19 protein-coding genes and 1 pseudogene are annotated in these 19,919 nt (G+C 69.8%); 6 read left to right on the forward strand and 14 right to left on the reverse strand.

From position 1 onward, the window contains the following. Positions 1 to 468 precede the first annotated feature (468 nt). From EBL85_RS17595 to folP, 4 genes and pseudogenes are all read left to right on the forward strand, one after another. Positions 469 to 606: pseudogene (locus EBL85_RS17595) on the forward strand (DUF3096 domain-containing protein); the annotation flags it as partial. A 45-nt stretch (positions 607 to 651) separates the two neighbouring features. Further along, complete coding sequence (locus EBL85_RS17600; protein ID WP_369958070.1) at positions 652 to 768, forward strand: DUF3096 domain-containing protein; 117 nt, start codon at positions 652 to 654, stop codon at positions 766 to 768. A gap of 100 nt (positions 769 to 868) precedes the next feature. Beyond that, on the forward strand, positions 869 to 1,915 hold the full coding sequence (locus tag EBL85_RS00980; protein ID WP_123141894.1) for an FAD:protein FMN transferase: 1,047 nt from the start codon (positions 869 to 871) through the stop codon (positions 1,913 to 1,915). A gap of 52 nt (positions 1,916 to 1,967) precedes the next feature. Then, complete coding sequence (folP, locus tag EBL85_RS00985; protein WP_123141528.1) at positions 1,968 to 2,825, forward strand: dihydropteroate synthase; 858 nt, start codon at positions 1,968 to 1,970, stop codon at positions 2,823 to 2,825. A gap of 8 nt (positions 2,826 to 2,833) precedes the next feature. Here folP and EBL85_RS00990 read toward each other — a convergent pair whose 3' ends face one another. Both EBL85_RS00990 and EBL85_RS00995 read right to left on the reverse strand, forming a co-directional pair. Continuing rightward, positions 2,834 to 3,427, reverse strand: coding sequence for a hypothetical protein (locus EBL85_RS00990; RefSeq protein ID WP_123141895.1), 594 nt, complete (start codon positions 3,425 to 3,427; stop codon positions 2,834 to 2,836). Between the two features lie 76 nt (positions 3,428 to 3,503). Next, a complete protein-coding gene (locus tag EBL85_RS00995; RefSeq protein WP_132230557.1) occupies positions 3,504 to 4,751 on the reverse strand; it encodes a hypothetical protein in 1,248 nt (415 codons plus the stop codon). A gap of 330 nt (positions 4,752 to 5,081) precedes the next feature. Between EBL85_RS00995 and EBL85_RS01000 the strand changes: the two genes are divergently transcribed. Together EBL85_RS01000 and EBL85_RS01005 are read left to right on the forward strand one after the other, a co-directional pair. Next, the gene (locus EBL85_RS01000) at positions 5,082 to 5,684 is read left to right on the forward strand and encodes a DUF938 domain-containing protein (RefSeq protein ID WP_123141897.1); all 603 of its coding nucleotides are present in this window, start codon (positions 5,082 to 5,084) and stop codon (positions 5,682 to 5,684) included. A 14-nt stretch (positions 5,685 to 5,698) separates the two neighbouring features. Beyond that, positions 5,699 to 6,187, forward strand: a complete 489-nt coding sequence (locus EBL85_RS01005) for an aminoacyl-tRNA deacylase (protein WP_123141532.1) — start codon at positions 5,699 to 5,701, stop codon at positions 6,185 to 6,187. Between the two features lie 4 nt (positions 6,188 to 6,191). Here EBL85_RS01005 and EBL85_RS01010 read toward each other — a convergent pair whose 3' ends face one another. The 12 genes from EBL85_RS01010 to EBL85_RS01065 all read right to left on the reverse strand — a co-directional run bounded on the left by EBL85_RS01010 (position 6,192) and on the right by EBL85_RS01065 (position 19,871). Continuing rightward, positions 6,192 to 7,226, reverse strand: coding sequence for a phosphoglycerate mutase (locus EBL85_RS01010; RefSeq protein WP_123141533.1), 1,035 nt, complete (start codon positions 7,224 to 7,226; stop codon positions 6,192 to 6,194). Then, positions 7,223 to 8,452, reverse strand: coding sequence for an O-succinylhomoserine sulfhydrylase (locus tag EBL85_RS01015; protein ID WP_223805977.1), 1,230 nt, complete (start codon positions 8,450 to 8,452; stop codon positions 7,223 to 7,225). The genes EBL85_RS01010 and EBL85_RS01015 overlap by 4 nt, the downstream gene beginning before the upstream one ends. After that, positions 8,430 to 9,944, reverse strand: a complete 1,515-nt coding sequence (purF, locus tag EBL85_RS01020) for an amidophosphoribosyltransferase (protein ID WP_123141535.1) — start codon at positions 9,942 to 9,944, stop codon at positions 8,430 to 8,432. Before purF ends, EBL85_RS01015 begins: the two co-directional genes overlap by 23 nt. A gap of 347 nt (positions 9,945 to 10,291) precedes the next feature. Continuing rightward, complete coding sequence (locus EBL85_RS01025) at positions 10,292 to 10,777, reverse strand: CvpA family protein (RefSeq protein WP_123141536.1); 486 nt, start codon at positions 10,775 to 10,777, stop codon at positions 10,292 to 10,294. Between the two features lie 13 nt (positions 10,778 to 10,790). Then, the gene (locus EBL85_RS01030; protein ID WP_123141537.1) at positions 10,791 to 11,396 is read right to left on the reverse strand and encodes an SPOR domain-containing protein; all 606 of its coding nucleotides are present in this window, start codon (positions 11,394 to 11,396) and stop codon (positions 10,791 to 10,793) included. A gap of 105 nt (positions 11,397 to 11,501) precedes the next feature. Beyond that, positions 11,502 to 12,776: a bifunctional tetrahydrofolate synthase/dihydrofolate synthase gene (gene folC / locus EBL85_RS01035; protein WP_123141900.1), complete on the reverse strand. Its 1,275-nt coding sequence runs from the start codon at positions 12,774 to 12,776 to the stop codon at positions 11,502 to 11,504. Between the two features lie 2 nt (positions 12,777 to 12,778). Further along, on the reverse strand, positions 12,779 to 13,684 hold the full coding sequence (gene accD, locus EBL85_RS01040; protein ID WP_123141539.1) for an acetyl-CoA carboxylase, carboxyltransferase subunit beta: 906 nt from the start codon (positions 13,682 to 13,684) through the stop codon (positions 12,779 to 12,781). Continuing rightward, positions 13,681 to 14,523, reverse strand: a complete 843-nt coding sequence (trpA, locus tag EBL85_RS01045; protein ID WP_123141901.1) for a tryptophan synthase subunit alpha — start codon at positions 14,521 to 14,523, stop codon at positions 13,681 to 13,683. Before trpA ends, accD begins: the two co-directional genes overlap by 4 nt. Further along, on the reverse strand, positions 14,520 to 15,770 hold the full coding sequence (gene trpB / locus EBL85_RS01050; RefSeq protein WP_123141903.1) for a tryptophan synthase subunit beta: 1,251 nt from the start codon (positions 15,768 to 15,770) through the stop codon (positions 14,520 to 14,522). The genes trpA and trpB overlap by 4 nt, the downstream gene beginning before the upstream one ends. Further along, a complete protein-coding gene (locus EBL85_RS01055) occupies positions 15,751 to 16,380 on the reverse strand; it encodes a phosphoribosylanthranilate isomerase (protein ID WP_123141931.1) in 630 nt (209 codons plus the stop codon). Before EBL85_RS01055 ends, trpB begins: the two co-directional genes overlap by 20 nt. A 23-nt stretch (positions 16,381 to 16,403) precedes the next feature. Then, a complete protein-coding gene (gene truA / locus EBL85_RS01060) occupies positions 16,404 to 17,186 on the reverse strand; it encodes a tRNA pseudouridine(38-40) synthase TruA (RefSeq protein ID WP_123141542.1) in 783 nt (260 codons plus the stop codon). A 111-nt stretch (positions 17,187 to 17,297) separates the two neighbouring features. Further along, complete coding sequence (locus EBL85_RS01065) at positions 17,298 to 19,871, reverse strand: FimV/HubP family polar landmark protein (protein ID WP_123141905.1); 2,574 nt, start codon at positions 19,869 to 19,871, stop codon at positions 17,298 to 17,300. Positions 19,872 to 19,919 lie beyond the last annotated feature (48 nt).

Below are 19,919 nucleotides of genomic sequence, written 5' to 3' on the forward strand. Positions count from 1 at the left end.
TACTCCTATGGATTCCACACCGGGTCGCCGGACATCGGCCCGGCGACGGCTATCGAGGAAGGATCGAGAGGTCATGCAGTGTAGAGCCCGGCACCTCGCACACGCATTGACAAATATCACAGCTCGAAACTTGGTTATAGCGCCGCCAGCCGCCAGGCTTGAACCGCAAAGCCGCGAAGCGCGCAAAGTGAATGATGTGTGATGTCGGCGCAAGACCACAGGCAGCGGGGGTCCGCACCCACTGGTGGCTGATCGCTGGCAGCTTATTCCCCTTTGCGTCCTTGGTGTCTTCGCGGTTCAATCCCCTGGTAGCTGGTAGCTGGTAGCTGGTAGCTGGTAGCTGGTAGCTGGTAGCTGGCGGCTGGCGGCTGGCGGCTGGCGGCTGGCGGCTGGCGGCTGGCGGCCGTTAGAATGACCCATTCGGTCGAGACGCGATCGGGCACGATCAACGCACAGGAGAGACGACCCATGGACCAGTTCCCGGCCCTGCTGCAACACTGGCCACTACCGGCGATCGCCGCCGTGCTCACCGGTGTGCTGATCCTCGCCGTACCGCGGGTGCTCAACTATGCCGTCGCCGCCTATCTGCTGCTGGTCGGCATCCATGGTCTGCTGACGGCCTTCGCCGGCCAGCCGTTCGCGCCCCAGGCGGTGATCGCCCTGGTCGCCGGGGTGCTGATCCTGATCCGCCCCAACCTGCTGAGCTACGTGGTGGGGATCTACCTGATCCTGATCGGCCTGCTCGGCGCCGGGCTGCTGCACCCCTGATGGCGCGCCGCGTCTCGCCCCGCAATCATCCCTAGCCCCGGCCCGCCGACACGCGTGCCGGTCATCAGACGATCAGGGCCAAACGGCCCGAGAAGGACCCATGCCATCCATCGCCGTACTCGCGCCGCCGCGCTGGCGCCTCCTCCCGATCCTGTTGCTCGGTGCGCTGCTCGCACTCGCCGGCTGCGCCCAGGACGACGCCCCCGTGGAACTCCAGGGGCGCACCATGGGCACGCACTACAGCGTCAAGCTCTACGGGCTCCCCGACGCGCTCTCGGCCGAGCAGCTGCAGACGCGGATCGATGCCCGACTGGAACAGGTCAACGACCTGATGTCGACCTATCGTCCCGACTCGGAGCTGTCGCGCTTCAACGCCAGCGACTCGGGCGACTGGTTCCCGGTCTCCCTGGAGCTGGCCGCGCTGGTCGCGCTCGCCGAGCGCATCAGCATCTTCAGCATCGGCGCCTTCGACGTCACCGTCGGCCCGGCGGTCAACCTCTGGGGCTTCGGTCCCGGCCAGCCTCCCGAACAGCTGCCGAGCGATGCGCAGCTCGCCGAGGTACGCGAGCGCATCGGCTTCCCCCGGCTCGAGTACCGACTCGATCCCCCGGCGCTGCGCAAGGAGAAACCAGGCGTCTATGTCGATCTCTCCGGCATCGCCAAGGGCCATGGCGTCGATCAGGTCGCGGCGGTGCTCGAGGCGGCGGGCGTCACCGACTATCTCGCCGAGGTCGGCGGCGAGCTGCGCGCCAGCGGCACCAAGCCCGACGGCACCCCCTGGCGGATCGCCATCGAGCGCCCCGAGCCCGGCGTGCGCGAGGTCCATCGCATCGTCACCCTGCACGATGCCGCCATGGCCACCTCGGGCGACTATCGCAACTTCTACGAGCGCGACGGCAAGCTCTACAGCCATACCATCAACCCGATCACCGCGCGCCCGGTCACCCACACCCTGGCATCGGTGAGCGTGATCGCCGCCGACTGCGCCCAGGCCGACGCGCTTGCCACCGCCTTGCTGGTGCTCGGCCCCGAGGCCGGCCTCGCGCTGGCCGAGGCGCATGATATCGCCGCCTTCTTCGTCGTCCGCGAGGGCGACGGCTACAGCGACCGCGCCACCTCACGCTTCGCGGCGCTCACCGCCGAGTGATCGTCGGCGCCGGGCCCCTGCCCCGGCGCCATCGCCCAGGAGTCCCTCCCTCATGCACAACCAAGCCCCTACGGCCCCGCCACGGATCATGGGCATCCTCAACGTCACCCCGGACAGCTTCTCGGACGGCGGCGAGCACTTCGCACCCGAGGCGGCCGTCGCCCACGGTCTCGCACTCGCCCGCGCCGGGGCCGACATCATCGATGTCGGCGGCGAGTCGACCCGCCCCGGCTCACGCGCGGTGCCCGCCGCCGAACAGTGCGAGCGCGTGCTGCCGGTGATCGGCGCGCTGCGCAAGCGGCTCCCGGCGGGCGTGGAGATCAGCATCGACACCACCAGCGCCGAGGTCGCGCGTGCGGCGCTCGCCGCCGGCGCCAGCTGGATCAACGACACCGCCGCCGGCGAGGACGATCCCGGACTGCTCGCACTGGCCGCCGAGACCGGCGCCACCCTGGTGCTGATGCATCGTCAGGGACGCCCCGAGACCATGCAGCAGGACCCGCGCTATGGTGACGTGACCACCGAGGTCGAGGACTATCTGCTCGAGCGCGCGCGCCTCGCGCGCGCCGCCGGCGTCGCCGCCGAGCGCATCCTGCTCGACCCCGGCATCGGCTTCGGCAAGACCCTCGCGCACAACCTTGCGCTGATCGCCGCGCTCGATCGCTTGCGCGCGCACGGCTTCGCGGTGCTGCTCGGCGCCAGCCGCAAGCGCTTCCTCGGCGCGATCTGCGATGAGCCGCACCCGGCAGCACTGGATGCGGCGACCGCCGCCACCACCACCGCGGGCGTGCTCGCCGGGATCGAGGTCTTCCGCGTACACGACGTCGCCGGCAACCGTCAGGCCGCCGACGTCGCCTGGGCGCTCAGGGGCGCCGGGATGCGCGCCACCGGCACACTGGTGACAGGCTGAGGGTCGGGCTAGTCGCCGGCGGCGCGATGGCGCGGCAGCACCCGCCGCTCGGACACCGTCTCCAGCGTCTTCAGCTCGCGTGCCTCGGCGGCCAGACGGCGGTTGTCGATCGCCCGCTGCTGGCGCGCCCGTACCCCGTAGCCGAGCGCCGCGCCACCGGCGGCGCTCAGGGTCACCAGCCCGAGGGTGACGAACTGGGTCAGCATCATGGTGATCCCGATTCCCACCGTACCGCCGACCACAGCGCCGGTCTTGAGGCTCGCCCCCCAGGAGCTACGTCGCGCCTTGGCCGCCAGCCGCTCCTGCGAGCGTCCGGCCTTGGCACGCTGCTGCTCGGCCTTGACCCGGATCTTCTCGCGCTCCTTGGAGAAGCGCTCGCTCAACCGCGAGGTGGCGCGGTGGCGGTAGGCATCGGCGATGGTGTTGAACCACAGCGCGACGAGGATGCCGATGGCGCCACCGAGCAGCGCGAACAGTGGCCAGGTGGTCTGCCAGTCGGTGCTCAGCGCGGTGTAGACCAAGAGTGCGGTGACTCCCTGCAGCAGGAAGATACCGATCAGGAATCGGATCAGGCTGCCAAGGCTGTGTGGAATGATGCTCATCAATCTCATCTGCTCAGGTTGTGAAGCCACGCGCGGGCGTGGCCCGACGAAGGATCCGTGCCTGCCCGACGGCCGCTCACCCAACCACCGACGACGGCGCCGCCACGACGGTCGCGGCGCGTGGTGTCGAGGGCGCTCGAGGTTCGATCCATTCGAGCCAGTCGGCCGGCGCCTCGTCGAGCAACAGGCGCAGCCGTTCGCGCAGCCGCTCCAGCGCCGCCGCGTCCTCGACCGGCCGATCGCAGGCATCGATGATGCCGTAGAGATACTCGGCGCCGACCCCGGAGAGGTCGATCAGCAACCGGGGCGCACCGACCTCGAGCGGCAACAGCTGCGGATCGGTGCTGGTCATCAGGAAGGGGCCGGCGCCGCTCTCGAGCCGGGCCGCCGGGCCCGGTCGGCCATGGCGGCGCAACGCACGGCCGAGCCGGTAACGCATCAGGTCGGAGAGTTCGGGGGCGAGTTGATCGACCAGCGCCATGTCGCCGGAGTCGGCATAGACCGGCACCAGGAAGGCATGCGCCTCGCGCCGCGGCTCACTCACGCCACTGGCGCTCGCCACATAGGTCTCGATGATGCGGAACAGCTCGCGATAGCGCTGCACGTCGGCGGCATCGAGCGCGCTGGTGCGTCCGAGCAGCACGAAGGTATAGAGGCCGTAGCCGGACTCGGCGCGCTCGAACAGCAGGTTCATCGCCACCGCCGTCTGGGTCTCGCTGGTCGGCGCGCCCGAGGGATAGTAGCGCATGGCATAGACCAGCGACTCGCGCAACGGCCCGTCGCTGGCATCGAGCAGCCGGGCGCGACGTTCGAGCCCCTCGGCGGCGGCCAGCTCGAGCGTCTCGCGCGCGCCCGAACCGGTGAGCATCAGCGCGCGCTCGAGCACCGGATCGAAGGCCGACTCCCCGCCCTGGGCGATCATCTCGGTGACGATCTCGCTGACCGGCGCACAGCCGCCGCGCAACAGCGCCTCGGCACCTTCCCCGGGCTCCACCCCGGAGAGATAGAGATCGGTGACCAGGGTGCTCAATACCGCCCCGGTGCCACGCCCATCCATCCCCGCGCAGCGCGTCTGCAACTCCTGGCGCAGACCGAGCGGGTCGGTGCTGTAGAGCACATGGGCCGACATCGACGGACGCGGCCCATCGGCACGCTCGGCGGCGAGCTGGGCACCCGGGGTGCGCCAGGGCGCCGCCCCCTGCACCGTGCCGCCGGAACCGGCGCAGCCGCCGAGCACCAGCAACAGCGCACCGAGCACCAGCAGCGACACCACGACGGCGCCACGTCTGCGAACTGACTGCGGATCGGGATTCGGCGTCGACATCGAGGGCACCCCCGCCCAGGCGGCACAAAGCCACCATGATAGCCGATCATGCCACGGGCTCCAGTACCAGCCGCCAGCCGCCAGCCGCCAGCCGCCAGCCGCCAGCCGCCAGCCGCCAGTGAGTATGCGCCCCTGACGACGGCATTGCCTGCCATCACACGCGCTTGGTGCCAGCGCTTGGGGGCAGGCGGCCACTGGCGGCTGGCAGCTGATAGCTGGAAGCTGATAGCTGGAAGCTGATAGCTGGCAGCTGACTTGCGACCGCTCCCGGCGCGCGGCATCCTGTGGCCGATCGAGGCGCTGTCGTCGCCACCACATACGAGTCCACCGATGCAATCGACCACCAAGCCCTACGCCGAGTCCTGCGATCAGAATCGCGCCCCCATCCTCGCGGTGATCGCCCCGCTCTATGCCGGACGGCGCCGGTTGCTGGAGATCGGCAGCGGCACCGGGCAGCACGGGGTCCATTTCGCCGCGGCACTGCCCGAGCTGTGCTGGCAGTGCAGCGACCGCGCCGACGAGTTGCCGGGGATGCGTCAGTGGATCGGCGAGGCGGCGCTGCCCAACCTGCCCGAGCCGATCGCGCTCGACGTGCTGCGCGATCCCTGGCCGACACCCGGGTTCGACGCCGCTTTCAGCGCCAACACCGCGCACATCATGCCGGTCGCGGCGGTCGCGGCGATGTTCAGTGGACTCGGCGAGGTACTCGCCCCCGGTGGGCTCTTCGCCCTCTACGGCCCCTTCCACGAGGATGGCCGACCGACCAGCGAGAGCAACGCCGCCTTCGACGCCTGGCTGCGCGCGCGCGACCCGGCGATGGGGGTGCGCGATCGCACCTGGCTGCTGGGGCTGGCCGAGGACAACGGCTTCGAGGCGCTGGCCGAACATGCGATGCCGACGAACAACCGCATCCTGGTGTGGCGGCGACACTGAACGAGGGGAGGAACATGGCCAAGGAGAAACACCCGGTCACCCAGGCGGTCAGGGCGCTGCGTGCCGCCGGCATCGCCTTCACCCCGCACTGCTACGACTATGTCAGCGGCGGCGGTACGGCGCAGGTGGCGGCGACACTCGGCGTCGACGAGCACCTGGTGGTCAAGACATTGATCATGGAGGACGCCGATGCGCGGCCATTGGTCGTGCTGATGCACGGCGACTGTCAGGTCGCCACCCAGCACCTGGCGCGCGCCATCGGCACCAAGCGGGTGCGCCCCTGCGCGCCCGAGGTCGCCGATCGGCACTCCGGCTACCGGGTCGGCGGCACCTCGCCGTTCGGGACCCGTCACCCGATGCCGGTCTATTGCGAGCGCGGCATCCTCGAACTGCCGCGGATCTATATCAACGGCGGCAAGCGCGGCTTCATCCTCGAGGTCGAGACCCGGGCCGCGCTCCAGCTGCTCCAGGCCCAGCCGCTCGACCTCGCGGTCGCGGGCTGAGCCCTCAGCGCCGGGCGAGCCGGCAGTGCGCGCGCAACCCGCGCCGACGCCACCCGCGCAACAGCCCCCAGCCCGAGGTGCGATAGCGGGTCCCGGCACAGGGATCGAGCACGACCTCCGACCAGCGCTGCCGACGCAACGCGCGCAGCGGCGCGGCGAGCGCGGCATCACAGGCGACCAGGGCATCGGACCAGGCGCCAAGATCGCGCCCGTGCAGCGCCCGCCAGGGGCTCTCGTCATAGATCAGGACACCCCGCTCGCCGAGCGCCGGGTCTTGCAACCACTGGGCCGGGGTGCGGTGCCCCACCCCGGCCCAGTGTGCCAGCCCGTGGGTGAGCGGATGCTCGCCCACCACCAGGGCAGGCCCCCGCCCCGGCGCCGCCGGCAGCCGTCCCCCGCCCCAGGGCCAGAGTCCGTTGACCACCGGCTCGCCACGCGCCTCGCGGGCGCGATTGACCGGATCGGCGAAGAACAGCATCTGCACCTCGTTGAGCAGCCGGTTCCAGGCCAGCGCATCGTCGCCGCTGATCGCATCCGGGCTGAGCGCCTCGCCCATCACCCGATAGAGCGGCGTGGTACGCAGCGCGGGCGGCCGCGCCAGGCGTAGATACCAGCGCTGCGGGGTCGGCGCAACCAACTCCAGTCCGTCGTCGGCGAAGTGATCGTTGAAGCTCGCCACCAGCGCCGCGGCCTCCTCGGCGTCGAGTGCGAAGCGCTCGAGTTCGAAGAGCCGCAACCGCTCCATGTCCGGGCGCAGGTAGACCGGATCGGCATGCAGCCAGTAAGCGGCAGCGCCCTCTCCGGCGAGCAGTTCGGGGGCGTCGCCGAGCAGACACAAGGGCGCACTGGGCAGATCACAGCCTGGCTCGGCGGCGATGCCGAAGGCGGCGAACAGCGCGGCGAAAGGATCGCTGGCAACCCCGTCGACGACACTCGCACGTGCCAGTAGACGGTCGAGATTGGGCAGTATCGGAAAGGGCTCGGGACGTAGCGGCAGGGGGCCGAGCAGTCCCGGGCAGATCAGTTCCAGGGCCGTCACGACACCGCCAGCCCTCGCGCCAGGTCGGCCTGGATGTCGGCCACCGACTCCAGCCCCACCGCGACCCGCAGCAGCGACTCAGTGATACCGGCGTCGGCGCGCTCCGCGGCACTGAGTCGACCGTGGGTCGTGGTCGCCGGATGGGTGATGGTGGTCTTGGCATCACCGAGGTTGGCGGTGATCGAGATCATCCGCGTCGAGTCGATCACCCGCCAGGCCTCGGCGCGCGCACCGCGCACCTCGAAGGAGACGATACCGCCGCCGCTGCGCTGCTGGGTGCCGATCAGATGGTGCTGGGGATGCTGGGGCAGCCCCGGGTAATGGACCCGCGCCACCGCCGGATGGTCGTCGAGCCAGTGGGCGAGCTGCTCGGCGGCGCGTGTATGCGCCTGCATCCGCAGCTCGAGCGTCTCGAGCCCCTTGAGGAAGACCCAGGCGTTGAACGGACTCATCGTCGGGCCGGCGGTCCGCATCACGCCGAACACCGCCTCGCCGACCAACTTGCGATCACCGACCACGGCGCCACCGACACAGCGCCCCTGACCATCGAGATACTTGGTCGCCGAATGCACCACCACATCGGCCCCGAGTTCGAGCGGACGCTGCAGTGCCGGGGTGCAGAAGCAGTTGTCGACCACCAGCCGGCAGCCGCCTCGATGTGCGATCTCGGCCAGCTCGCGCAGATCGGCCATCTCGGTGAGCGGGTTCGACGGCGTCTCGCAGAACAGCATCCGCGTCTTCGTCCCGATCGCCGCCTCCCAGGCGGCGGGATCGGAGAGCGGGACGAAGGTCGTCGCCACCCCGAAGCGGGCGAGATATTTGCTGAACAGCGAGCTGGTACTGCCGAACACGCTGCGCGAGACCACCACGTGATCCCCGGCCTCGAGGGTCCCGAGACAGAGCGCGAGGATCGCGGCCATCCCGGAGGCGGCGGCGACGCAACACTCGCCGCCTTCGAGCGCGGCCAGCCGCTCCTCGAAGGTCCGCACCGTGGGGTTGGTGAAGCGCGAATAGATGTTGCCCTCGGCCTCACCGGCGAAGCGCGCGGCGGCCTCGGCCGCGCTCGAGAAGACGAAGCTCGAGGTGGTGAAGATGGGCTCGGCGTGCTCGCCCTCGGGCGTGCGCCGCTGACCGGCGCGTACCGCACGCGTGGCAAAGCCCGGCGCCACCGTGGCGCCAGCCGACTCCTCCGGGAGACCCGGATCAGACTGAGTTGTGCAGGTCAATGACACTCTCGCTGCGCGCTGAGCGCTGTTCCTTGGCGCCGTCGTTGCGATTGGCCTCGAGGGCGCGGAGGTATTCCGGGGTCACGTCCCCGGTCACATAGTTGCCGTCGAAGACCGAGGTATCGAAGCGATCGACATGGCTCTTGCCCTTCTTCTGCACCGCGTCGATCAGGTCCTCGAGGTCCTGGAAGATCAGGCCGTCGGCGCCGAGCTCGGCACAGATCTCCGCCTCGGTGCGACCCGAAGCGATCAGCTCGCTGGCCGCCGGCATATCGATGCCGTAGACGTTGGGGTAGCGCACCGGCGGCGCGGCCGAGGCGAGATAGACCCGGTTGGCACCGGCATCGCGCGCCATCTGGATGATCTGCTGCGAGGTGGTGCCGCGCACGATCGAGTCGTCGACCAGCAGCACGTTCTTGCGGCGGAACTCCAGATCGATGGCGTTGAGCTTCTGGCGCACCGACTTCTTGCGCACCTTCTGCCCCGGCATGATGAAGGTCCGGGCGATATAGCGGTTCTTGATGAAGCCCTCGGCATAGGGCACGCCGAGATGGTTGGCCAGCTGCAGCGCGGCGGTGCGACTGGTGTCGGGCACCGGGATCACGACATCGATGTCATGATCGCCCCACTCGCGCTTGATCTTGGTCGCGAGCTTCTTGCCCATCCGCGAACGTGCCTTGTGCACCGAGATGTTGTCGATGATCGAGTCGGGGCGGGCGAAATAGACGAACTCGAACAGACAGGGCGAGAGCACCGGCTCGGCGGCGCACTGATGGGTGTGGAGCTTGCCGTCGAGGGTGATCAGCACCGCCTCGCCGGGGGCGACATCACCGATCAGCTTGAAGCCGCTGGTATCGAGCGCGACGCTCTCCGAGGCGATCATGTACTCGTGACCATCGGCGGTCTCGCGATAGCCGTAGACCAGCGGACGGATGCCGTGCGGATCGCGGAAGCCGAGCACGCCGAAGCCCGGGATCATCGCCACCGCCGCATAGCCGCCGCGACAGCGCCGGTGCACCCCGGCCACGGCCTGGAAGACGTCCTCTTCCTCGATGTTCAGCTTGCCCTGGCTTTGCAGCTCATGGGCGAAGATGTTGAGCAACACCTCGGAGTCGGAGTCGGTGTTGAGGTGGCGCAGATCGTCGACGAACAGGTCGCGCTTGAGCGCATCGGCGTTGGTCAGATTGCCGTTGTGCGCGAGCACGATGCCGTAGGGCGAGTTGACGTAGAAGGGCTGGGCCTCGGCCGAGCTGGAGGCGCCGGCGGTGGGATAGCGCACGTGTCCCACGCCCATGTCGCCACGCAGCTGGATCATGTGCGAGGTACGGAACACGTCACGAGCCAGTCCGTTGTCCTTGCGCAGGTGCAAGCGCCCACCCTCGCAGGTGACGATACCGGCGGCGTCCTGGCCGCGGTGCTGCAAAACTAGGAGCGCGTCGTAAAGCGACTGATTAACAGGGCCCTTACCGACGATGCCGACGATCCCGCACATGAGGTCCTCGCGCGTCTGCCGCCACGGAGGATGACGACAACCGAAATTGGGTGGAATGGAAACGATCGAAATTACCCGATACGCCCTGCCCCCGCAACCCACAACGCCCAAGATCGGGGCCGGAGGGCGCATTCCAAGCCCGCCAGCGGCCAGCGGATTGAACCGCAAAGCCGCGAAGAACGCGAAGGGAAACGCTATTAGCTACCAGCCGTCAGCCACCAGCTTCCAGTAGGCGCTGTTCCTCCCGTCGTCGCCGCAAGACATCAGCCACTGCCGCCATATGGGCGCCACCCATCCCCACTGGCGACTGGCGACTGGCGGCTGGCGGCTGGTAGCTGGTCCCGCCCTCACCCGAAGCGGGCACCGAGCGAGGCCGGCAGGCGCTCGAGGATACGCTGGGCGATGCCCTCGAGGCCGCCGATCAGGCTCGAATCCTGCCACCAGGCAGATTCTGGCAATGGGGTCAGGGCGGCGAGGAATACCGCGAACGCCACGATCAGCACCCCGCGCAGCGTGCCGAACACCAGCCCCAGCAGACGATCCGGCAGCGCCAGGCCGACCCTCTCGGTGAGGCGCCCGAGGATGGCGCCGAGCACCGCGCCGGGCAGCAGCACCACGACCAGCAAGAGCGCGAAGGCCAGCGCCAGGGCGAGGGCCGGCTGTGCGACCCAGTCGGCGAGTACCGCGGCGAATGCGCGGTGCTGGGTCCAGGCGAACAGCAGGGCGATGACCCAGGCGCCGAGCGAGAACGACTCGCGGATCAGGCCCCGGGCGAGGCCGATCAAGGCCGAGAACAGCACCAGGCCGAGCAACGCCAGGTCGACCCCGGTCATCGCCGATGCGGCCTCAGGGGTAGCGCTGAATCAGGGTCTCGAGCCCCTGGCGATCGCGCAGCATGGTCGCGGCGCGCTCGGCATCGACACGATCGATCTCGGGACCGACGCGGACGCGGTAGTAGCGCTTGCCGTTGACCTCGGCCTGTTCGACGAAGGCCGAGTAGCCGGCGGCGCGCAACCGCGCCTCGAGCTCGGCGGCGCCGGCGGCGGTACCGAGGCTGGCGACCTGCACCACCCAGGAGGGCAACTGCGTGGCCGGCGCCTGCTGCTGACGCAGCTCTGGACGGGGCTGGACGCTCGGCGCAGGCTCGGGCTGCGGGCGGGACTGGCGCATCGGCTCCGGCTCCGGCACAGACTCCCGCGGCGTCTGGAAGGCAGCCTGAGGTTGGACCTGGGGCAGCGGCCTCGGCGCGATGACCTCGTCGACGTCCTCGTCGGGTGCCAGATAGGACTCGGAGCGGAAGCGATCGGCAAAGGGCGGCTGCTCGGGGATCGCGGCGGGGATCGGCTCGGGCGGGGTCAGCGGTGGTTGCTCGAAGAGCATGGGCACGAAGATCACCACCAGCGCGACGATTACCACCGCCCCTGTCAATCGTCTCTTGGCACCTTCACGCATGACACTTCACCCACGATAGCGAACGCAGCCGTCCGGCTGCGTGATGACTCGAATGGCACTCCCGGCCGAGGAGCGGGCCGGGACGCCCGCCCTGGCGAGAGTATATCAGCCGTGCCCGAGCACCCGCAGCGCCGCCCCGACGGTGGTGAAGGATCCACACACCAGCACGCAGTCCTCGCCCTCGCTGGCGGCATCGGCGCGCGCCAGCGCCTCCGCCGGGTCGACGCAGAGGCTACAGTCCTCGGCGGCGAGTCCGGCCGCACCCAGACGCGCGCGCAGCGTCTCGCGCGCCATGGCGCGGGCATCGTCGGTCTCGGTCAGGTACCAGTGCGTGACCTGATCGGCGAGCGCCGCAAACAGCGCCTCCGGCTCCTTGTCGGCGAGCATCGCCAACACCACCCGCACCGCCAGACCACGACTGGCGAAGGCGCGCAGATTGGTGGCCAACGCGGCGGCGGCCTGGGCGTTGTGGGCGACATCGAGGATATGGCTCGGCGTCCCCGGCAACACCTGGAAGCGCCCCGGCAGGCGGGCGCGCCCGAGCCCCTGACGCAAGGCGTTGCGCGGGATCGGCAGGCGCTCGCGCAGGGCATCGAGCGCGGTGATCGCCGCGGCGGCGTTGTCGCGCTGGAACTCGCCGCGCATCGCCGGCAACGGCAGCGCGTGACGGCGACCATCGGGGCCCTGCCACTCCCAGCCGGCCTCGGCGCCGTGACGGTCGAACTCCACACCCAGCTGCAGCGGACGCGCGCCGCAGCCGAGCGCGGCCTCGCGCAGGGCCGCCGGCGCGTCGCGCTGACCGATCACCGCGGCGCGAGCGGGACGGAAGATCCCCGCCTTCTCGCGGGCGATGTCATCGAGACTCTCGCCCAGCCAATCGGTATGGTCGAGCCCGATCGAGGTCACCACGGCGACATCGGCATCGATCAGGTTGACCGCATCGAGCCGTCCGCCGAGCCCGACCTCGAGCACCACCAGATCGAGCCCGGCGCGCGCGAAGAGATCGAGCGCGGCCAGGGTGGCGAACTCGAAATAGGTCAGCGAGATCTCGCCCCGGGCCTGGTCGATACGGTCGAAGGCGCCGATCAGCGCGGCGTCGTCGACCGGTTCGCCGTCGATGCGGATACGCTCGTTGTAGTGCACCAGATGCGGCGAGCCGTAGGTGCCGCAGCGATAACCGGCAGCCAGCGCGGTGGCCTCGAGCATGGCCACGCAGGAGCCCTTGCCGTTGGTGCCGGCGACGGAGATCACCGGGCAGGCGAAGGGACCGTGCTCGAGACGCCGCCACACCGCGCGGACCCGATCGAGCCCAAGCTCCATCGTCCGCGGGTGCAGCGCGGCCTGCCAGTCGAGCCAGGCCTCAAGGGTGTCGAAGCGCATCGTCAGACCGGCACCACGGTACGGCAGTAGCGCGGCCGGTGGCCGAGGATCGCCAGCAGGTCGGCGAGCCGCTCGCGCAGATCGCGACGATCGAGGATCATGTCGATCGCCCCCTTCTCGAGCAGGAACTCGCTGCGCTGGAAGCCCTCGGGGAGCTTCTCGTGCACGGTCTGTTCGATCACCCGCGGTCCGGCAAAGCCGATCAGCGCGCCGGGCTCGGCGATGTTGATGTCGCCGAGCATCGCCAGACTGGCCGAGACGCCGCCCATGGTCGGGTCGGTGAGCACCGAGACGAAGGGCAGTCCACGCTCGCGCATGCGCCCGAGCGCCGCGCTGGTCTTGGCCATCTGCATCAACGAGAACAGGCTCTCCTGCATCCGCGCGCCGCCACTGGCGGAGAAGCAGACATAGGGCGAGGACTGCTCGATCGCCGCCTCCACACCGCGCACAAAGCGCTCGCCGACCACCGAGCCCATGGAACCGCCCATGAACTTGAACTCGAAGGCGCTGGCCACGATCGGCTCGCCCTTGAGCTCGCCGCGCATGGTGATCAGCGCCTCTTTCTCGCTGCTCTGCTTCTGCGCCTGGGCGACGCGATCCTTGTACTTCTTCAGGTCCTTGAACTTGAGCGGATCGAGCGACTCGAGCTCGGCGCCGATCTCCTCACGCGAGTCGGGGTCGAGAAAGGCCTCGAGACGCTTGCGCGCGGTGAGACGGTTGTGATGGTTGCACTTGGGACAGACCTCGAGATTGCGCTCGAGCTCGGCACGATAGAGGATCGCCTGACAGCCCGGACACTTGGCCCAGACGCCTTCGGGCACGGCGCGCTTGTTGCTCGCCTCGGTGCGGATGCGGCTGGTGACCAGTTTCTCGAACCAGCTTTTGCTCTTGTCGACTGCCTGCTTCACGATGTTACCTGCTCGGGTCGGTTGGCGGCCGCGTCGGCAGCGTCGATGGCGCCACGCAGCTCGGCGATGAAGTCCCCAATGGTCGGCGCAATCGCCTCGGGCGTCTCGGCCAGCGCCTCGATCTGCTTGACGATGGCGCTGCCGACGATCACCGCGTCGGCAACGGCGGCCACCCGCGCGGCGGTCTCGCCGTCCTTGATGCCGAAGCCGACACCAACCGGCAGCGGGATGCGCGCGCGGATGGTCTCGACCTTGGCGGCCACCTCGTCGACATCGAGGTTGGCCGCCCCGGTCACACCCTTGACCGAGACGTAGTAGACAAAGCCCGAGGCGACCTCGCCGATGCGCGAGATCCGCCGCTCGGTCGAGGTCGGCGCCAGCAGATACACCAGATCGACCGATTCGGTCCGCAGCGCCTGGACCAGCTCATGCCCCTCCTCCGGGGGCACGTCGACGATCAGCGCGCCGTCGAGCCCGGCCGCGGCGGCGGCGCGGGCGAAGCGCCCGTAGCCCATCACCTCGATCGGGTTGAGATAGCCCATGGCCACCACCGGGGTATCGGCATCACGCTCGCGGAACTGGCGCACCATCTCCAGCACGTCGCTGAGCGAGACACCGCGCGCGAGGGCGCGCTCAGTGGCACGTTGGATCACCGGGCCGTCGGCGATGGGGTCGGAGAACGGCACCCCCAGTTCGATCAGGTCGGCGCCGGCTGCGACCATCGCGTGCATCAGCTCGACGGTGGTCTCGGGACGCGGGTCGCCGGCGGTGATGAAGGGGATCAGCGCGGTACGATGCGCCGCGCGCAGCTGTTCGAAACGTGTCGAGATCCGGCTCATAGCGTCAACCCATCGAGTTTGGCGACCGTGTGCATGTCCTTGTCCCCGCGCCCGGAGAGGTTCACCAGGATGCTCTGATCGGCGCGCATCCCGGGAGCGATCTTCTGCACATAGGCCAGCGCATGGCTGGACTCGAGCGCGGGGATGATGCCCTCGGTGCGGGTGAGGTGGTGGAAGGCGTCGATCACCTCGGCATCGGTGACCGCGTCATAGCTGACACGGCCGCAGTCCTTGAGCCAGGCGTGCTCGGGGCCGACACCGGGATAGTCGAGCCCGGCCGAGATCGAGTGGGTCTCGATGATCTGGCCGTCGGCGTCCTCCATCAGATAGGTGCGGTTGCCGTGCAGCACCCCGGGGGTGCCGGCGCACAGCGGCGCGGCGTGACGGCCGGTGGCGATACCCTCGCCGCCGGCCTCAACCCCATAGATCGCCACCGAGGTGTCGCCGAGGAAGGGGTGGAACAGCCCGATGGCGTTGGAGCCGCCGCCGACACAGGCGACCAGGGCATCGGGCAGGCGCCCGGTACGCTCGAGCATCTGCGCCCGCGCCTCGCGACCGATCACCGTCTGGAAATCGCGCACCATCGCCGGATAGGGGTGTGGCCCGGCGACCGTGCCGATGATGTAGAAGGTGTTGTCGATGTTGGTGACCCAGTCGCGCATCGCCTCGTTCATCGCGTCCTTGAGGGTGCGCGAGCCGGACTTGACCGGCACCACCTCGGCGCCGAGCAGACGCATGCGATAGACGTTGGCCTCCTGGCGGGCGACGTCGACCTCACCCATGTAGACCACGCACTCGAGCCCGAGCCGCGCGGCGACCGTGGCGGTGGCCACGCCGTGCTGACCGGCGCCGGTCTCGGCGATGATCCGGGTCTTGCCCATGCGCCGCGCCAGCAGCGCCTGGCCGATGGTGTTGTTGACCTTGTGCGCGCCGGTGTGATTGAGGTCCTCGCGCTTGAGATAGATCTGCGCGCCGCCGAGCTCGCGGCTCCAGCGCTTGGCGTGATAGAGCGCCGAGGGGCGACCGACATAGTCGCGCAGATCGGCGTCGAGTTCGGCGAGGAACTCGGGATCCTCGCGAAACCGCTCATAGGCCTCGCGCAACTCGTCGAGCGCATAGACCAGCGTCTCGGGCACGAAGGTACCGCCATAGGGCCCGAAGTGACCATCGGCGTCGGGCAGGTCGTAGTGCCCCTGGCTGGCGGCCCGCTGGCTCAGCGGACGCGTGCTATCGGCATCTGTCGCCATCTCTTACCCCTGTCATGAAGGCGGAAATCTTTGCGTGATCCTTGACCCCTTTCGACGCCTCGACGCCACCACTGACGTCGACGCCGAAGGGCCGCACCGCGGCGATCGCCGCGGCGACGTTGTCCGGTGCGAGACCACCGGCGAGCACGATCTCGCCGCGCAGCGCCTGCGGGATCCGCGCCCAGTCGAAACGCTCCCCGGTGCCCCCGGCGACCCCGGCGCGATAGGTATCGAGCAACAGCCCGGCGCCGCCGGCATAGCGCGCGCACACCGCCTCGAGCACGATACCCGGGCGCATCCGCACCGCCTTGATCCAGCGCCGCCCGAAGGCCGCGCAATACTCGGGCGACTCCTCGCCGTGGAACTGCAGCAGCTCCAGCGGCACCTGGCGCAGGGTCTCGCGCACCCGCTCGGGGTCGGCGTCGACGAACAAGCCCACGGCGGTGACGAAGGGCGGCAACCGCTCGCACAGTGAGCGCGCCTGCGCGATGGAGACGGCGCGCGGGCTGTCGGGATGGAACACCAGCCCGACGGCGTCGGCGCCGGCGGCGGCCGCCGCGTCGATGTCCGCCGCGCGGGTCAGCCCACAGATCTTAACCCGGGTCCTGATCATGGCGTAAACCTCCCGGGGCCTCAGTCCGCCGCCAGCCGCTGCAACGGCGTGCGATACACCGCCTGCGGCAGGGCGAAGTGTTCGGGATAGTCGGCGCGCACGAAAAACAGCCCCTGGGGCGGTGCGGTGACGCCACCGCGGGTACGATCGCAGACCTCCAGCAGTTCGCGGGTCCAACCGACCTCGGCCTCACCGCGACCGATCGCCACCAGCACCCCGGCGATGTTGCGCACCATGTGATGGAGGAAGCCGTTGGCACCGATACGCAGGACCACCAGATCGTCCTCGGCGTCGACCTCGAGATAGTGCACCCGGCGCACCGGGCTCTTGGCCTGGCAGGCCACGGCGCGGAAGCTGGAGAAGTCGTGCTCGCCGACCAGCGCGCGCGCGGCCTCGCGCATCCGCGCCAGGTCAAGGGCGTCGTGGACCCAGACGGCACGGTTGCGCGCGAGCGGCGAGCGGGTGCGACGCACCTGCAGCTGATAGCGATAGTGGCGCGCCACCGCGCTGAAACGCGCATGGAAATCGCCCTCGACCCGGTGCGCCCAACGCACCGCCACGTCGGGCGGCAGGTTGACGTTGGTGCCGAGCACCCAGGAGCGCTCGCTGCGCGAGGCGGTGGTGTCGAAGTGCACCACCTGCTCGAAGGCATGGACGCCGGTGTCGGTGCGCCCGGCGCACTGTACGCCGAGCGGATGATCGGCGACCCGCGAGATCGCCGCCTCGAGGCATTGTTGCACGGTGCGCACCCCGACCTGGGTCTGCCAGCCGTGGAAGTCAGAGCCGTCGTACTCGACGCCCATCACGATTCGTCCAGGCGTCACGCCGGTCTCTCTCCTGTGAATGGCTGCAGGGACACGGACGTGTCCCACCCCCGCCGCGCGGGGGCGATCGATCGTTTCATGCGCGCCCCGTCACCCCAGCTTGTCGAGGAGTTGACGAGCCTCCTGGCGCTGGTCCTCGCGGCCGTCGGCGATCACCTCTTCGAGGATCCCGCGCGCGGCCTCCTTGTCGTCCATGTCGAGATAGGCACGGGCGAGATCGAGCTTGGTGGCGTTCTCGTCCCACAGCCCGGAGTCCATCTCCCACTGCGAGAGCAGGAACTCGCTGGGGTCGGTATCGGCCACCGGCTTGACCTCGCCCCCGCCCGCGGGACGGGCAGAGGACTCGGGCGCGAGCGGCTGGGGCGTGCTCTGCGGCGCCAGGTCGGTATCGGAGAAGCCGTCGAGATCCTCCAGGGTCAGCATCAGCTCGGAGTCGTCGGCGGCGGACTTCGACGCCGCGCCGGGATCGAGCGACGCCTCGGGGGCGGATGGACGCGAGGCCGCAATCCGCTCGCCACCGGCGCCATCGCCACGGGCGGGGGGCGGTGTCTTGGCCGCCGCAGGCTCCTCGAGATCGGTGTCGTCGAACAGCAGCGGCAGATCGAAATCATCGTCCCTGGCCTCGGGCTCGGACTCGGGCCGGGGCTTGTCCTCGGAGGGTGCGGGCGCCGGATCGGCGACATCCTCGAGATGCAGGGAGATCGACTCCTGCGAGGCCGATGGCAGGTCGAGCCCCGCCGCTTCGACATCGCCAGCCGGCGGTGGCGCGGCCTCTGCACCGCTGCCGGCGGCAAGGGCCGAGTGCATCTCGAGCAGACGCTGCCACCCCGTCGGATCGATGCGCTCGCCATCGGCGGCGCGACCGTCCTCGAGCAACGCCTCCAGGGCCGCGACATCGCGCGTGGCGAAGTACGCCTCGGCGAGCTTGAGCCGCAGATCCATCCGCTCCGGCGCGGCATCGAGTTCGCCGCGCAACAGCCGCACCGCCTCGTCATAGCGACCATAGGCGATATAGATATCGGCCTCGGAGAGCGGATCGGCCTCGTCGAGGGTCGAGTCGAACTGGGTGAGCGAGGAGAAGGGCGAGCCCGAGGCATCCTCGTCGGCCAGGGCCGACAGCTCCGCCGCCTCGCTGATCCGGGTGTCCTGCTCGGCGGTGCGACGCGCCGGCACGTCGAGCGGCTCGAACTCGGACTCGATATCCAGGGTCGAGACCAGCTCGGTGTCCTCACGCTGGCGCCGGCGTGAGGACCACCAGGAAAAGCCGATCAGCCCGAGCGCGGCGATCGCGGCGAATCCGGCCAGCGGCAACAGCAGCGCGTGCCAGAGCGAGTCGGACGCCTCGGGCGTCGGCTCGACGACTGGCGGTGGCGGCTGGCGCGGCGACTTGCTCGGCGCCGGCTCGCTGACGGTGGACGCCTCCCGCTCGCTCACCACGGGCGCGGGCGTCTCGCTCGCTGCGGGCTCGGTCACGGGTTCAGGCGCAGCAGCGACCGAGGAGGCCATCGGCTCGGCGGCGGCCGTCGAGTCGCCATCGTCCACCGCCGTCGTGGCCGCCGTCTGCAGCCGCACCACCTCGGCATTGCGGGCGCGCAGCAGTTCCTTGATCTCGACGAGCTGGGATTCGAGCTCGCGGATGTGCGCGCGCAGCTCCAGCGTCTCCTGACGGGCGCTCTCGTGCGCCTGCATCACCGTCATCAGCTCTTGCTCGAGCGCCACCACCTCAGCCGAGCGCGCCGGCGATGAGGTGCCGCCGGGTTGCGCCTCGTCGTCACCACCGGGCATCTCGCCGACCTCGCCGGCGATCCTCAGCCGCGCCGGCTCGGGCGGTGGCGGCGCCAGGGGCGCGCGGTTGACCGACTCGCCCCGCATCGCCGCCTGGAACTCGGTCTGCGCGACCGCCGGATCGAGTGCGAACAGCTCCTCGGCGGAGGGGATGGTCAGGGTCTCGCCGGCGACCAGACGGTTGATGTCACCGCGGATGAAGGCGTCCTGGTTGGCGCGATAGAGCGCCATCGCGGTCTGCGCCAGGCTCGCCCCCTGGGACTTGGACTCGAGCGCGAACTGCCACAGCCCCATCCCCTCGGGGACCGGGCCGACCTGGACGGGGAAGACCGAGGGATCGACGCCCTCGGGCAGCTCGATGGCGGCAGGCGCTGACTGCGGACTCGGCGCGGTCTGTTCGAGGGGCGCGCGCGAGGGCGTCGGCGTGCGTGCGGGCCGCTCGGAGACCCGCGGCGCGGTGACTGCCGGGGCACGCGACGGGGTGCTCACCGGCGGGTCGAGGAGCACGGTATAGCCGCGCACCAGCTGACCCTCGGGCCAGGTGGCCGCGACCAGGAAGTCGAGATAGGGCTCGCGGATCGGCTCCCGACTGGTGATCCGGACGATCGGCAGTCCGCCCTCGCTGACCGCGGGTTCGAACTCGAGCTGGGTGAGATAGTGATAGCGCTCGAGCCCGGCCCGATTGAACGCCTCGGCGGGCGCCAGCTCGATGCGTACCGTATCCAGGGTATCCGGGTCGACGTCGATGAGCGCGATGTCGCCCCGGAAGGGCTGGTTCAACGCCGAGTACGTCTGCAGGCCTCCCAGCCCGAGCGCACCCGCGTCGGTCACGACCAGGGTCAGCGCCAGGACCGACGCCAGAGTGAGATTGCGAGACATCGTCCTCCCTCATGCACCTTGTGCAGCGACGATCCGTCGGCCGGATCC

Source organism: Marichromatium sp. AB32 (assembly GCF_003718675.1).
Taxonomy (GTDB): Bacteria; Pseudomonadota; Gammaproteobacteria; order Chromatiales; family Chromatiaceae; genus Marichromatium; species Marichromatium gracile.